Genomic DNA, 13,803 nt, shown 5'->3' on the forward strand with positions numbered 1-13,803 from the left:
AAATGTTCATAAGTGCCGTTCTGCCATTTTTTATTTTAGTCCCCCTAAGGGGAGCAAAAGTCCTCCGCGAATCGATGTCCACTGAAAACAAGCCGTCCTACTGGGCAGCTTGTTTATCTATGTTTTGCGCGATACACCTTACAACATTACAATGTTGGGCATAATTTAATAATAATCAGCAATCTGTTGGGGATAGTTTTGTAATTTGGTTATTTATCACGTCTTTTGGCTTGTAAAGCTATGCCCGATGCGACAAATTATGAATAGAAGCAAGTGATACTCAACTCGTTCAATTCGTCTATCCAAAATGCTATTTAAAAATCGTCATTCAGATTTAAATGCAAAAAAAGTTGAATTTCCCTTGGTATATCAACATTCCCCATTCAGAGTTAAATGCAAAGCATTCAGAAATCAAAGCAAAACCACATTTCCTTCGTCAGCTTCAGCCGGCGCATGATCCAGAAACAAACGCCAAGAAAAACAGCAACATTAAGTCCCGATATGGCTAAAATATGCGTCAATCCCAGCTCCGAAAATTGCTGGAACCGCTCTGGATCGAGATCGTCCGTCAAACCGATCAGCATGCTTTTCATAAACCCCGCCTGCGGCGCGGGGAAGATCAGGTCCATGCGCCTGCTGAGGCGCTCCCGCAGCTCGTCGTTCCAGCGCAGCAGCTGGACGACGCTTACGCGCGCAGCCGCAGGCTCCACCTGCGCCTGATCCGCCCCTTTGGCTGACAACAGCCAATGGGTGCGGTGAAGGCGCAAATACCGGCGGTAGTCGAAGCCGCCGAAGTTGCGTGCCGGGGACGGGCTGCGCAGCGTCCCCGTGAGCGTTAAGGCGTCGCCGCGGCGCCAGCTGGGCGCCACCTCCTGCTGCGCCTGCGCAAGCAAGCGCAGCGAGACCTGCACGCTTTCCCCGCCAAGCGGGAAAGCGCGGTCCTGGAAGCGGACGGACGCCGCTTCCACGGTAAAGCTGGCCCTGTCGCCGTCGACGGTGACAGGGGAACTGAACCGGCCGGACAGCGTGACCTCGCTGCCGTCCGGGTTTTCCTGCTGCTGCAGCGGCAGCAGGGCTGTGACGTTGCGCTGGTCGGTCCACTCGAAGTAGCCGCAGGCTGCGCCGACCAGCAAAAGAGCGCACAGCGGCTGTCTGCCGGGCAGCCGCAGCAGGTAGACAACAACGATCGCTGCAAGCAGCAGCCCGCTCGTCGTTATCGTGAGCCACGGCAGGTCAATGTAGAGCGCGAGTACATAGCCGGTTATCCACAGACAGCAACCTGTAACAACCGGACGTTTCAAATGAATTTGAATAGTAATCCCCCTTTGCAGCAAAAAAACCTCTTCCCGGTACAGCCTTGAATAGGCTGCTGCTGGAAAGAGGTTCCTCCTCTTTGCTATTTCTTCTATTGTTTTTACCCTGGCGTTCCATGTTCAATTCACAACATCGGATACGGTGCCTGGCGGAGGCTCATACCCTTCCATCCGGCGAAAAACGATGCCTCTGTCCGCCATAAGCTGGCTTACTTTCTCATGATCCTTCGGATAGCCGCGATGAAAAACAATCTCGGTCACACCGCTGTTCGCCAGCATATTGGCGCAAGTCCAGCAGGGCTGGTCAGTGACATAAACCGTCGATCCCTCGCGATCTTCGCGATCTGTAAACAGCAGCAGATTTTGCTCGGCATGAATCGTGCGGATGCAGCGCTGCTTGCGGACTACTTCTTCAACGTCCTCCACCACTTTCAGCTCGATTTCCTCGACAAGCATGCAGCCTGCTTCCGTGCAGTCAGGTACGCCCATCGGCGCGCCGTTGTAAGCAGTGCCCAGCAGCTTTTTCCCTTGGACCAGAACGGCGCCTACATGCCGTCTGTTGCATCTGGAGCGCGTGGATGCCATATATGCGATATCTAAGAAATACGTATCCCAGTCTTTGCGGCCTCTCATCGTATGCTTCTCTCCTCCTGTATGCTACTTCTATCTTTTTTTCTAGTATTCTCTCATACTTCCTCTCAAATTTAAAGAAAGGACTACGAAGAAGCCACATACAGGAAAGGCTTAAGCTTCTCCAACATTTTGTCCCCGATGCCTTTCACCTCGGTGAGCTCTTCAACCCGGCTAAATCTGCCTTTTTTCATGCGGTAATCCAAAATCGCTCTTGCTTTGCTCTCGCCAATCCCAGGCAAATCGTTGAGCTGCTGAAGTGTTGCCGTATTCAGATCCAGCTGGCCTGATGATGGTACCGCCAGAGGGCTTGTTTCCCGTTCCACAGGAGGGGATACTTCAATATTGCTTGTAGTGCCTTCTGCCGCCGAAAGATCAGCGGGTGCCGGGGAAGGCATTGATTTCGAGGCTGCAGGCGCAGACGAGGAGGACTTTTGATCTGATATTGAAACTCTCTTGGAAGTCGGCTTTGGAGTTAACTTGGATTCCACGTTCATCTCTTCAACAGAACTTTGTGCAATTAAAGCGTCAATCTGCTCATTCACGGGCTTGAATTCCGTTTGAATTAAGGATGACCGCCCCCCTGTCAAAAAAGGCCAAACGACAAAAGCAGCAAAACAGCCCCCTACAGCAATATACAGAAACAATCGCAATCGAAATACAGCCACGAATTCCCTCCAAACTGTTTTTTACATATGATTTATGTTCACCCTCTGATCTAAAAGACTTGCGTATAAGAAGCCGGATTGAGCTGGATGGCGCTCACGGCTATTAGATTCACCAATTCCAATCGCTCCTGCTTGCTCCGCGACCCGTATTGGGCAACACATGCTGCCGTACAGTCAGGACATGAGCATCCCCACAACTCGCGGGTTTCTTGGCTGCGCCGCCTTACTATGTTGTAGTTTATACAACATTATGACTGAAATTAGGCACCATCACTCCCCTAAATTGTACGCTGTGCAACATAGGAAGCGGAAAAACGATAATTTCGGACCATTCTGTAAAAATGATTGCATTTTGTACAACATAGCTCCGAAATTCAACGCGCATCCCCGTTTTTCGTTGCACAAAGTGCAACATAAAGCGCGGATAGACGCTGCATCTCTCTTAATAAGGAAGAGTTAGCTCAGCTTACTCCGTACTTACAACTACCCCGTGTGCGTGGAACTGTCCGCAAAGCATTAAACGAACTCTCCCTAGCATATCGGCCGAGAAATGAGCATATACATGAAAAAGCGTCCGAATGGCATCCAAAGCTGACTCCGTTCTATAAATATTAACGCAAATGACTGATTTTTTTCGGGAGGGATTACTAGATGAAAGCAGGATTCATCGGTACTGGGAGTATGGGAAGTATTCTGATTGAAGCATTCATTCATTCTGGGGCTTTCAATCCGGAACAAATTATTGCGGGAAATCGAACGTTGCGTAAAGTTGAGCTTCTTGCGGAGACATATCCTGGGCTTGTAGTAGCCCAATCGAATAGAGAAGTCGTACTGGGGAGCGATATCGTTTTCCTATGCGTGAAGCCATCGGAGTTCAAGAAGGTTATTGATGAAATTAAAGAGGACGTGCTTCCCTCCCAGTTCATCATTTCCATCACAAGCCCTGTCCTGATTACGCATCTGGAGGCGCTTTTGCCTGCGAAAATAAGTAAAATTATTCCAAGTATTACGAACTATGTATTAAGCGGAGCTGCGTTATGTATTCATGGCAACCGGATGCAGCCTGAGGATAAGGAATGGCTGGATAACCTGTTTGCCTATATCTCTTCCCCGATTCGGGTTTCTGAAAACTATACGCGCATCTCTTCGGACCTGTCCAGCTGCGGTCCTGCTTTTCTTGCCAATTTCATTCAATCCTTTATCGATGCAGCCGTAGAAGTAACAGGCATCTCTCTTGAGGAAGCTACTCTGCTTGCCAGTGAGATGACGCTTGGTACGGGTAAATTACTGACTACAGGCGGCCTCAATCCTTTGACCTTGCAAAAACGCGTCTCCGTGCCCGGCGGGATTACTGCCGAAGGATTGCGTATTTTGGACGAAGAGCTTTCCGGCGTGTTCTTGCGGGTCATCCGCGCTACCCATGCCAAATATGAAGAAGACTTGGAGAAGACTGCGCAGCAATTCACGATCTAGCAGCAGTCTTCCCGGCAGTCTTAATGCTTTGTTAACCTACAACGATGTTAACAAGCTTTCCTTTTACAACAATCAATTTGCGAACGGCCTTTCCGGCGGTCGCTTCTTTGACTTTGTCGAGATCAAAAGCAATTTTCTCCATCGCGGCTTCATCGGTATCTTTTGAAATCAACACACGGTCTACAATTTTGCCGTTAACCTGTACCACGATCTCAATTTCATTGTCGACGGTCCATGATTCGTCATATGTCGGCCATGGCGCATACGTGATCGACTCGGTTCCGCCCAGCTTCTCCCACAGCTCTTCCGCCAAATGCGGCGCGATCGGAGACAGCAATTGAACGAAGTTTTTCATCGCTTCAAGCGGTAAACGCTCTGTTTTGTACGCTTCGTTAACGAAAATCATCATCTGGCTAATCGCCGTATTGAAGCGCAGCGCTTCGAAATCCTCGGTAATTTTTTTGATGGAACGGTGCCATGTCCGTTTGAACGAATCGCTGCCAAGCGTTTCCTCCGCACTGATTTTGGATTGCACCTGACCGTTCTCATCCACAAAAAGTCTCCACACACGGTTCAAATAACGGTAAATCCCGTCTACACCCGTTGTGTTCCAAGGTTTTGTAGCTTCAAGCGGCCCCATGAACATTTCGTACATACGCAGCGTATCCGCGCCTTGATCATTAACGATATCATCCGGATTTACAACGTTGCCGCGCGATTTGCTCATTTTCTCCATATTCTCGCCAAGGATCATGCCTTGATTTACAAGTTTATGGAACGGTTCTTTCGTATGAACAAAACCGAGATCATAAAGCACTTTATGCCAGAAGCGCGCATACAGCAAGTGAAGCACCGCATGCTCCGCACCGCCGATATAAAGATCGACTGGCAGCCATTGCTGCTGAAGCTCTTGCGAGCAGAACTCTTTATCGTTGCGAGGATCGATGAAGCGCAGGTAGTACCAGCAGCTGCCTGCCCACTGCGGCATCGTATTCGTCTCGCGGCGGGCTTTCATGCCCGTTTCCGGATCGACGGTATTCACCCATTCCGACACGTTCGCCAGCGGTGATTCTCCCGTACCCGACGGTTTAATTTCGTCGACTTGCGGAAGCAGAAGCGGTAGCTGATCAACCGGTACAGGCTTCATTGTGCCGTCTTCCAGATGAAGAATCGGAATCGGCTCGCCCCAATATCTTTGACGGCTGAACAGCCAGTCTCTCAAACGGTATGTGACTTTGCCGCGGCCCTTCGCGTTCTCTTCCAGCCACGCGATCATGTGTTTGATGCCTTGCTCAATGTTCATGCCGTTAATCGGGCCGGAATTCACATGCGCGCCATCGCCGGCATACGCTTCTTTCTCGACATTGCCGCCTTGCACGACTTCAATAATCGGAAGATCGAACTGTTTAGCGAACTCCCAGTCGCGTTGATCGTGCCCAGGCACCGCCATAATCGCTCCAGTCCCGTAACCGCCAAGCACATAGTCGGCGATCCAGATCGGCACTTTCCCGCCATTTACAGGGTTAACCGCATATGCACCCGTGAAAACGCCTGTTTTGTCCTTCGCCAAATCCGTACGTTCCAGGTCGCTTTTGCGCGACGCCTTCTCTTGGTATTCCTTCACAGCGGACGCTTGCCCATCTGTTGTAATTTGCTGAACAAGCTCATGCTCAGGCGCAAGAACGCAATACGTCGCACCGAACAAAGTATCCGGTCTAGTCGTAAAGACGGTCAGACTTTTCTCTTCATGACCTTCGATTGCAAATTGCACTTCTGCTCCGGTTGATTTACCGATCCAGTTGCGCTGCATATCCTTGATGCTCTCCGACCAGTCAAGCTCCTCAAGATCCTCCAGCAAACGCTCCGCATATTCCGTAATTTTCAGAATCCACTGACGCATCGGCTTACGGATAACCGGGTGGTTCCCGCGCTCGCTCAGACCGTCGATGACTTCTTCATTGGCAAGAACAGTGCCCAGAGCCGGACACCAGTTAACAGGCACTTCATCTACATAAGCAAGCCCTTTGTTGTACAGCTGGATGAAAATCCATTGCGTCCATTTGTAGTACTCCGGATCCGTCGTGGAGACCTCGCGATCCCAATCGTAGGAAAACCCTAGCGATTTAATTTGACGACGGAACGTATCGATATTTTTCTTCGTAAATTCGCGGGGATCATTCCCCGTATCCAGCGCATATTGCTCAGCCGGAAGTCCGAATGCGTCCCAGCCCATCGGGTGAAGCACGTTATAGCCTCTCATCCGTTTAAAACGGGAGACGATATCCGTAGCCGTATAGCCCTCTGGATGTCCTACGTGCAGACCTGCTCCAGACGGATATGGAAACATATCCAGCGCATAAAATTTCGGTTTATCCGAATTTTCCAGCACTTTAAATGTTTTCTTGGCATCCCAATAAGCTTGCCATTTGGGCTCAATCGCTTGCGGATTGTAGCCTTGCAGTTCCTTTGTTTCTTTTGTTTCCTGTGTCATGTGAAATTTCCTCCCTGTTTGCGGCTATAAGCGCCAAAAAACCCCTCATCGCTAGCGGATATCGCTAGGGACGAGAGGTTAGAATTCCCGTGGTACCACCCTAGTTAACACTAGGCATACTTTGCCTGTGTTCACTCTGCCCCTTAACGCGGGTGAAACGATCCGGCTAGCGCCACCATGTGCGGCGATTCACCTTCTAGCTCCAAGGCGAGTTCACTAGACGGACATCTACCGGCTTCCACCCTTAATCCGGCTCTCTGCGAGATGCTGTACGAGTTACTAATCCTCTTCCAAGCTTTAAGATCATCTGATTAGCTTTGATTATATGTAAAATAATGCCGCACTGTCAAGCGGCGGGACTCTTCGCGTCTTTATTTCCTTGCAACGAAGAAAGCCCGCTCCGTCTCCTTCGTTGGCTGTTCCCAAGTAAAGTCAGCAGCTTGATGCACTTCGCGAAAGCCTGCAGCCCGCAGCATCTGTTCAAGCCATTCCAACTCATACGCCCGCTGCTCATGCGTTTCATCGATGCGCCGGAAAAGCTCCTTGCTGCCGCTCTCTTTGACAAAAATCGTTAAATCGTGCTGAATTTGAACTCTGTCCTCATCCAACTCGCTTGTCCAGATGTACGCCACATCGTCTTCGTTCAAGAAAAAAGGCTGAGCCTCCGCGTACGCGAACAGCTGCTGGGGCGTATGCACATCGAACAGAAATAAGCCGCCAGGCTTAAGCCCTGCATAGGTTTGGCGAAAAGCGTCTACGATGTCTTCTTCCTCCAGCAAATAATTGAGACTGTCACAGAAAGATATCGCCGCATCTACGGGCTCGCCTAACTCCCATTCCCGCAAATCCTGCTGCAGCCAGCGGACCGCTCCGCCGCGAAGCGGTGCAAGCCCTTCTCCCGCTTTCTGATCAGCGACAGCCAGCATGTCTTCCGACAAATCGATCCCCGTCAGATGATAGCCTTCCAAAGCGAGCGGAATCGTCAAATTGCCGGTACCGCAGCCTAAGTCCACGATGGTCTCAGGCTTCACGCCAAAGCGATCGAAGCTTTCTTTGACAAAACGAAGCCAGTCCTTATAGGGCATGGTGTTCATTAAGCGGTCATAGGTGTAGGCAAATTCTTCATAGCTCATATCAGCTGGGATTCTCCTCTTTTTTCAAATAGGTCCAATCGTCTTCCTGATAGATGAGCCCGTCTTTCATCAACTTGCCCAAAGCTCGCTTGAAGGCCGCTTTGCTGAGGCCAAACCGGTCCTTAATGATATCGGCCGACGTTTTATCTGAAAATGGCATCGCATTCCCGGGGCGCGACTCAAGGACACTGAGAATTCGTTCTGCGTCTTCATCCCGGCCTTTTTCCTTCGGCTGCCGCATCGACAGATTCACGCGTCCATCCTCTTCGCGAACGTAGGCGACCCGCACCTCAACCAGCTCGCCTACACGAAGCAATCGTGTACGCTCTGTAGGGGCAATAAGTCCGATTACGCCATAACCGAGAACGCCGGCTTCACAAATGACGAAAGTTCCCATTTGCAGCGGCCGGTACACACGCGCTTTCACCCAGCGGTTGCTCCAACTGGAAGGAGCACGCACACAAAGCGGAGCCAGGTCCTCTTCGAGAGCCAGCTTGGCAATTAAGCGCCCTTGGCGGTCGTGAGCTAACGTCGCGAACACCTTGTCCCCCACCTGAGGCCGCAATTCCTCTAATTCCGGCACATGACGGTATGGAAGCAGCAGGTTGCGCCCCAGCCCCATTTCAAGGAAATAGCCAAATCTCGGATGAATATCGACAACTTCCAGCAGCCCCACTTCACCGAATCGGATCAGCGGAGTCTTCATCGTTGCCATTAGCCTGTCCTGCGTATCATGGAATAAAAAAGCTTCCACATGCTCGCCGGCTTTGATCTTGCCCACAATTTCCGCGTAAGGCAGCAGGACATCCTGATAGCCGTCGCTCAAGAAAAAACCGTTAGGCGGAACTTCCCTCGCTACCTCAAGGGTAACGAGGGATCCTGCTTCAAGTCTCATACGCGCTCCACAACTTTGGCATCGGACCAAAGTCTTTCGATGTTATAGTATTCGCGGTCATCGCGGTGGAAGACGTGCAGAACTACATCTCCTAAATCAAGCAGAACCCATCTCGCAGTATCGATACCTTCGTAACCTCTGATCGTGACTCCGTACTCATGCGCTTTCTTTCTAGCTTCGCTGGCAATCGCCTGCACTTGTGTTTCCGAATTACCGTGGCAAATGACGAAATAATCGGCAATCAGGGATACGCCTTGCAAATTAAGAGTTACAACGTCTGCCGCCTTTTTGTCCTCAGCAGCTTCTACGACAAATGCCAAAATTTCCTCTGGGCTTTTACTCATTCAATCAACCTCCGTAGGTTCGTTGTTTATTTGTTCAATCAAATCATTGCGTGTCAAAATCGTAAGCGGATAAATTCGTTTTCCTTTTTCAATCAAAAATCGAATCGTCGAATCAAAGCCGGCAACCAGCGCCTTCTCTAAACTTTGCTCTGCCGTTTCACGAATGAACGCAACACCGGGAAAGTCACGGCCGGGCTCCATATAATCCGCTAAGCAGACGATTTTGTCCAGCAGCGTCATTCGTTCACGCCCTGAGGTATGATACCGGATAGCGTCCAATATTTCCTCATCCTGAATACCGAACTGCGATTGGGCAATGAATGCGCCTGCATGAGAATGCCAAAGCTCCTTGTCATAATCCAATAAATCCTGCGGCAGCCCATTCTCCCGAATAATCTTAGCTTGCTCCTGCACGGGCCAATACTTGCAGTAATCATGTAAAATCGCTGCAAGATCGGCTTTGACAGGATCTCCGCCATACCGTTTGGCGAGCATTACGCTCGTTTCCATGACACCAAGTGTATGGAGCCAGCGTCTCTCGGGCATCTGTTCCTTTACCGCGGCGATAAGCTCCTCACGCTTCATACAATCGGTTCACCTCCATGTAACCGTTCACGGCTTCCGGTACGAGATACCGGACCGATCGCTTCTGCCCGCGTTCCGCACGTATCGCCGTCGATGAAATTTCAACAAGCGGCATGGGAACGATCGTGACTCGCTTACGAATATTTTCCGGCATATGCGTCATATCCAATCCATAACCGGGCCGGGCTAAGCCGATAAAACGAATATGCCGCACGATGTCATCGATGCGATGCCACTGCGGCAAATACTGAACCATATCTGCTCCGATAATATAAGCAAATTCGGTCGTGGGATACTCTTTGCACAGCAGCTCGATCGTATCGATACTATAGGATACGCCGCCTTTGCCAATTTCGATATCAATCGGACGAAAAAAAGGATTCCCTTCCGCAGCAAGGCAAACCATTTCCCAGCGCTGCTGCGTCGAAGCCTTCGGCGCATTGGACTTATGCGGCGGTACATTCGCCGGCATCAGCCATACTTCGTCCAGTCCTGCTTCCACCCTCGCCCGCTCCGCAGCAATCAAATGACCGGTATGAATCGGGTCGAAGGTGCCTCCCATAATTCCGACAAGCATGCTTCCACCTCTTTAGCGCGGCAGTTCGATCTTCTTCTTGTCACGCGATTCTTTGTAAAGCACGACGATTTTACCGATCACCTGTACAAGCTCTGCACCGGACTTCTCTGACAATTCAGCGCCAACCTCGGCACGGTCTTCTCCGCTGTTGTTGAGCACGGTGATTTTAATCAATTCACGAACTTCAAGCGCTTCTTCAATGTGACGAATCAGGTGATCGTTCACGCCGCCTTTTCCTACTTGAAAAATCGGATCTACATGGTGCGCTAATGAGCGCAAATAACGTTTCTGTTTGCCTGTTAACATGGATGTCCCTCTATTCATTCTTATTCAGCTAACGACTGTTCTACCACCTGTCTCATCGCCGCAACGGGCGCAGGCGTACCAGTCCAATATTCAAAAGCAAATGCCCCTTGATAAATAAACATACCGAGTCCGCCATGAATGCGGGCTCCTTTGGCCTCCGCTTCGCGAAGAAACCTGGTGATCCGCGGGTTATAGATCAAATCGCTGACGAGATGATGCTCTCGCAGCAGTTCAACCGGCATCGGCAGCTCCTCCGTATTAGGATGCATGCCCGCCGATGTCGTATTGAGGACGAACTGGACCTCATCCACGACACCCGAGAGCTCATCAAGCCCAAGACCGACCGTCTTGGTATATGCTCCGATCGTGTCAGCCAGTTCCAAAGCGCGCTCTTTCGTCCGATTCGCAATATAAATACAGCCTGCTCCTTCTTTGGCAAGCGCATAGGCCACGCCTCTGGCTGCGCCGCCGGCTCCAAGGAGAAGAACGCTTTTGCCCTTCAAATCGATGCCGGTTTCCTCTTTGAGCGAACGCACGTAACCAATGCCGTCCGTGTTGTAGCCGGTAAGCTTGCCGGCTTCATTCACGATGGTATTGACCGCGCCAACGATCCGGGCACCCTCGTCAATTTCGTCGAGATACTGCATGACCTCAACTTTATGTGGAATCGTTACATTGATTCCCCGGTAACCCAATACCCGTATCCCGCGAACCGCATCGCCAAGCGCGTCAGGAAGAACGTGAAAAGCAGCATAAACCGCGTTAATCCCTGCTTCCTGGAAAGCGCGATTCAGCATGATGGGAGATCGGGAATGCCGAATCGGATCTCCGAAAACCCCATATAAAATCGTATGACTGTCAATCGCCCGGCTCTTCTCCATGGTTTCCTCTGGTCCCCCTATATCAATGACTCACGTACGATAACCTTAATCCCCTTCGGTGCGTGAACGGCAATCTGTGCTCCGGCAATACTATTCACTTTGATCCAACCTAAGCCGGAGATGAGCACATCCATTTGTTTCCCCTTTGGAATGTTGAACCCATGCTTCACAAATTTAGGCAGCTCGTCCAAATCCGCTTCGTTCGGAGGCGCAAGCATGACGCCCTTATGTCCTTCATACAGCTCATCGGCCCGCTCCAGCTTCGTGCGATGAATTTGGATCGCATTGGAGATGTAGCATGTGAACGACTGATGGTCGCCTTTGATAAAATCAAACCGTGCTAAAGCGCCAAAGAACAGCGTCTGAGCTTCATTCAGTTGAAAGACGATCGGTTTGAGCGGCTTATCCGGCATAATACGGGCCAGATCGCGCTTCTTCACTACCTCAGTTAACCGGTGCAAGTGCACAATCCCCGGCGTATCTACGATAAACCGGCCATCGTCGAGCGGGATTTTGACCAAATCCAGCGTCGTGCCCGGGTACTGGGACGTTGTCAGCTCCGCTTCCAAATCGCTGTAATCGCTGATTAATCGGTTGATCAGCGTCGATTTGCCGACATTGGTAGCGCCGACAACATACACATCCATATTGCCGCGGTATTCCTGCACAGCCGTAATCACGCGGTCGAAGCCGATGTTTTTCTTGGCGCTGCATAGGACAATGTCAACAACTTTGAGGTTCGCCTCTTTGGCTCTGCGCTGCACCCAATTAATAATCTTGTTGGCATTGGTCACTTTCGGCAGCAAATCAATTTTGTTGACGACAAGCAGGACCGGATTCGAACCGACAAACCGGCTTAAACTGGAGATCATGCTGCCTTCAAAATCAAAAATATCTACAATCTTCACAACCAGCGCTTTGGTTTGACCGACATGTCCGAGCAACTTCAAGAAGTCGTCCTGCTGCAGCGTGATGCTTGAAGATTCGTTATAGTGCTTGATCCGGTAGCAGCGCTGACAAATCAGCGGCTCCTTCTGCAGCGCTTCTGCCGGAATAAATCCGAGCTTGGTCTTGTCTTCTGTTTGCAGCAATACGCCGCAACCCGCACAATGATTAATCGTTTCTGTACTCATGAAACCTCCTAATTCTTCATCCTGGCATTCGCCCATTTCTCAATCCGCCGGTTAATTCGCGTGAAGAAACCTTCGTCATTGATGGAAATCGGATTCACCAGAATCGTGTAAAGCCCCATTCGATTGCCGCCAAGCACATCCGTCAGCATTTGATCGCCTATGACAGCTGTTTGTCTCGCATTCGTACCAAGCAGCTTCATAGCCTTGTGAAATGAAACGTTCCATGGTTTCTTGGCCCGGTGGATGAATGGAATGCCTAACGGTTCTGCAAAAGCAGATACGCGGCCATGATTATTGTTGGATACAATAACGACCTTAAAGCCCATTTTCTGCAAATGATTCAACCACTCTATTAACTCAGGGGTCGCATGCGGATCGCGTGCGCCGACGAGCGTGTTATCGAGATCAGTAATGATACCGCGAACGCCAAAATCCCACAAATGATTGGCATCAATATCATAGATCGTATGTACGGACTGTCTGGGTACGAGCTTCTTCAGCAAACCATTTCCCTCCAACTGCTTCCTCGACATATACGAGAAACTATACCATAGTGACCCGTTTGTTGCAAAAAGAAAAGAACATATTTTCCCACTAGGTACGGGCTGGAAGCGGCAGCCAGTTCAGGACATTTTGGATTTTGCGGTCCCAATAGCCCCAATCGTGTTCGCCCGGCTCCTCTTCGTAGGTTAAGTCCAGTCCCAATTCCCGGCAATACTGAAGGAAGCGAATGTTATCTTCATATAAAAAATCTTCCGTACCGCAGCACTGATACAGCTGGGGTCTCACACCCTCGTTAGCTGTCAGCTGCTCCGCCAAGTAAAACAAATCGTTCCCGCTGCCTTTGATTTTCGTCACGTCGTCATAAATCAGCTTAAAATCGTCTGGAAAATGTAAAGCCCGATGCGAAATGTCAAGGGCACCCGATAAGCTGGCGGCGGCTGCATACCGGTCCGGATGCGTAAGCGCCAACTTCATAGCCCCATATCCGCCCATTGATAGGCCTGCCACATAGTTCAATTCTCTTTCCTCCGCCAGCGGAAAAAAGGATCTCGCAATAGCGGGCAGTTCTTCACTAATAAATGACCAATATTTCGGACCTGACGCCATATCCGCATAAAAGCTCCGATTCACCGCAGGCATGACGACGGCAATCCCTAATTGGGCGGCATAACGCTCAATGGAGGTTCTCCGCATCCAGATCGTGTGATCGTCCGACAAACCGTGCAATAAATACAGCGTCGGATGCTTTTTCCCATAGCTCGCAGAAGACATCCCGATCAAATTTTGAGCCGCTTGCGGCAAAATGACATACATGGAAGCTGAAACGCCAAGTGTATCCGAATAAAAGTTGCAATCAATAAATGCCATAGG

At 50.3% G+C, this 13,803-nt stretch carries 15 protein-coding genes and 1 other annotated feature; of the genes, 1 reads left to right on the plus strand and 14 read right to left on the minus strand.

Features of this window, described 5'->3' with window-relative positions; translation table 11 throughout:
• Positions 1 to 404: 404 nt before the first annotated feature.
• From AC3WRW_RS17405 to AC3WRW_RS17415, 3 genes are all read right to left on the minus strand, one after another.
• Positions 405 to 1,334 carry a ComEC/Rec2 family competence protein gene (locus AC3WRW_RS17405; protein WP_492547572.1) on the minus strand — a complete coding sequence of 310 codons (930 nt, stop codon included), beginning with the start codon at positions 1,332 to 1,334 and terminating at the stop codon, positions 405 to 407.
• Positions 1,335 to 1,433: 99 nt separating this feature from the next.
• The gene (locus tag AC3WRW_RS17410; RefSeq protein ID WP_492547573.1) at positions 1,434 to 1,946 is read right to left on the minus strand and encodes a deoxycytidylate deaminase; all 513 of its coding nucleotides are present in this window, start codon (positions 1,944 to 1,946) and stop codon (positions 1,434 to 1,436) included.
• An 83-nt stretch (positions 1,947 to 2,029) separates the two neighbouring features.
• Entirely contained in the window at positions 2,030 to 2,611 is a 582-nt protein-coding gene (locus AC3WRW_RS17415) for a helix-hairpin-helix domain-containing protein (protein WP_492547574.1), read from the minus strand.
• A gap of 651 nt (positions 2,612 to 3,262) precedes the next feature.
• On the opposite strand from AC3WRW_RS17415, the gene comER reads away from it, so the two are divergent.
• Positions 3,263 to 4,084 (plus strand): late competence protein ComER, encoded by an 822-nt coding sequence (comER, locus tag AC3WRW_RS17420; protein WP_492547575.1) that lies wholly within the window; start codon positions 3,263 to 3,265, stop codon positions 4,082 to 4,084.
• A gap of 31 nt (positions 4,085 to 4,115) precedes the next feature.
• On the opposite strand, the gene leuS is transcribed toward comER, so the two are convergent.
• The 11 genes from leuS to AC3WRW_RS17475 form a co-directional block, all read right to left on the minus strand.
• On the minus strand, positions 4,116 to 6,575 hold the full coding sequence (gene leuS / locus AC3WRW_RS17425) for a leucine--tRNA ligase (RefSeq protein WP_492547576.1): 2,460 nt from the start codon (positions 6,573 to 6,575) through the stop codon (positions 4,116 to 4,118).
• A 63-nt stretch (positions 6,576 to 6,638) separates the two neighbouring features.
• Positions 6,639 to 6,877 (minus strand) — a binding site (T-box leader).
• A 69-nt stretch (positions 6,878 to 6,946) separates the two neighbouring features.
• Complete coding sequence (locus tag AC3WRW_RS17430; protein ID WP_492547577.1) at positions 6,947 to 7,708, minus strand: class I SAM-dependent DNA methyltransferase; 762 nt, start codon at positions 7,706 to 7,708, stop codon at positions 6,947 to 6,949.
• Position 7,709: 1 nt separating this feature from the next.
• Entirely contained in the window at positions 7,710 to 8,603 is an 894-nt protein-coding gene (locus tag AC3WRW_RS17435) for a CvfB family protein (protein WP_492547578.1), read from the minus strand.
• Positions 8,600 to 8,947, minus strand: coding sequence for a ribosome silencing factor (rsfS, locus tag AC3WRW_RS17440; RefSeq protein ID WP_167063435.1), 348 nt, complete (start codon positions 8,945 to 8,947; stop codon positions 8,600 to 8,602). Before rsfS ends, AC3WRW_RS17435 begins: the two co-directional genes overlap by 4 nt.
• Positions 8,948 to 9,532, minus strand: coding sequence for a bis(5'-nucleosyl)-tetraphosphatase (symmetrical) YqeK (gene yqeK / locus AC3WRW_RS17445; protein ID WP_492547579.1), 585 nt, complete (start codon positions 9,530 to 9,532; stop codon positions 8,948 to 8,950).
• Entirely contained in the window at positions 9,522 to 10,109 is a 588-nt protein-coding gene (locus AC3WRW_RS17450; protein WP_492547580.1) for a nicotinate-nucleotide adenylyltransferase, read from the minus strand. The genes yqeK and AC3WRW_RS17450 overlap by 11 nt, the downstream gene beginning before the upstream one ends.
• Before the next feature lie 12 nt (positions 10,110 to 10,121).
• Entirely contained in the window at positions 10,122 to 10,415 is a 294-nt protein-coding gene (gene yhbY / locus AC3WRW_RS17455; RefSeq protein ID WP_492547581.1) for a ribosome assembly RNA-binding protein YhbY, read from the minus strand.
• A 20-nt stretch (positions 10,416 to 10,435) separates the two neighbouring features.
• Positions 10,436 to 11,296 carry a shikimate dehydrogenase gene (gene aroE / locus AC3WRW_RS17460; RefSeq protein ID WP_492547582.1) on the minus strand — a complete coding sequence of 287 codons (861 nt, stop codon included), beginning with the start codon at positions 11,294 to 11,296 and terminating at the stop codon, positions 10,436 to 10,438.
• 17 nt (positions 11,297 to 11,313) lie between these two features.
• Entirely contained in the window at positions 11,314 to 12,429 is a 1,116-nt protein-coding gene (yqeH, locus tag AC3WRW_RS17465; protein ID WP_492547583.1) for a ribosome biogenesis GTPase YqeH, read from the minus strand.
• An 8-nt stretch (positions 12,430 to 12,437) separates the two neighbouring features.
• Positions 12,438 to 12,932, minus strand: a complete 495-nt coding sequence (locus AC3WRW_RS17470) for a YqeG family HAD IIIA-type phosphatase (RefSeq protein ID WP_492547584.1) — start codon at positions 12,930 to 12,932, stop codon at positions 12,438 to 12,440.
• A gap of 91 nt (positions 12,933 to 13,023) precedes the next feature.
• Positions 13,024 to 13,800 (minus strand): alpha/beta hydrolase, encoded by a 777-nt coding sequence (locus AC3WRW_RS17475; protein ID WP_492547585.1) that lies wholly within the window; start codon positions 13,798 to 13,800, stop codon positions 13,024 to 13,026.
• Positions 13,801 to 13,803: the final 3 nt, after the last annotated feature.

The organism is Paenibacillus sp. FW126-R14, from assembly GCF_058789495.1.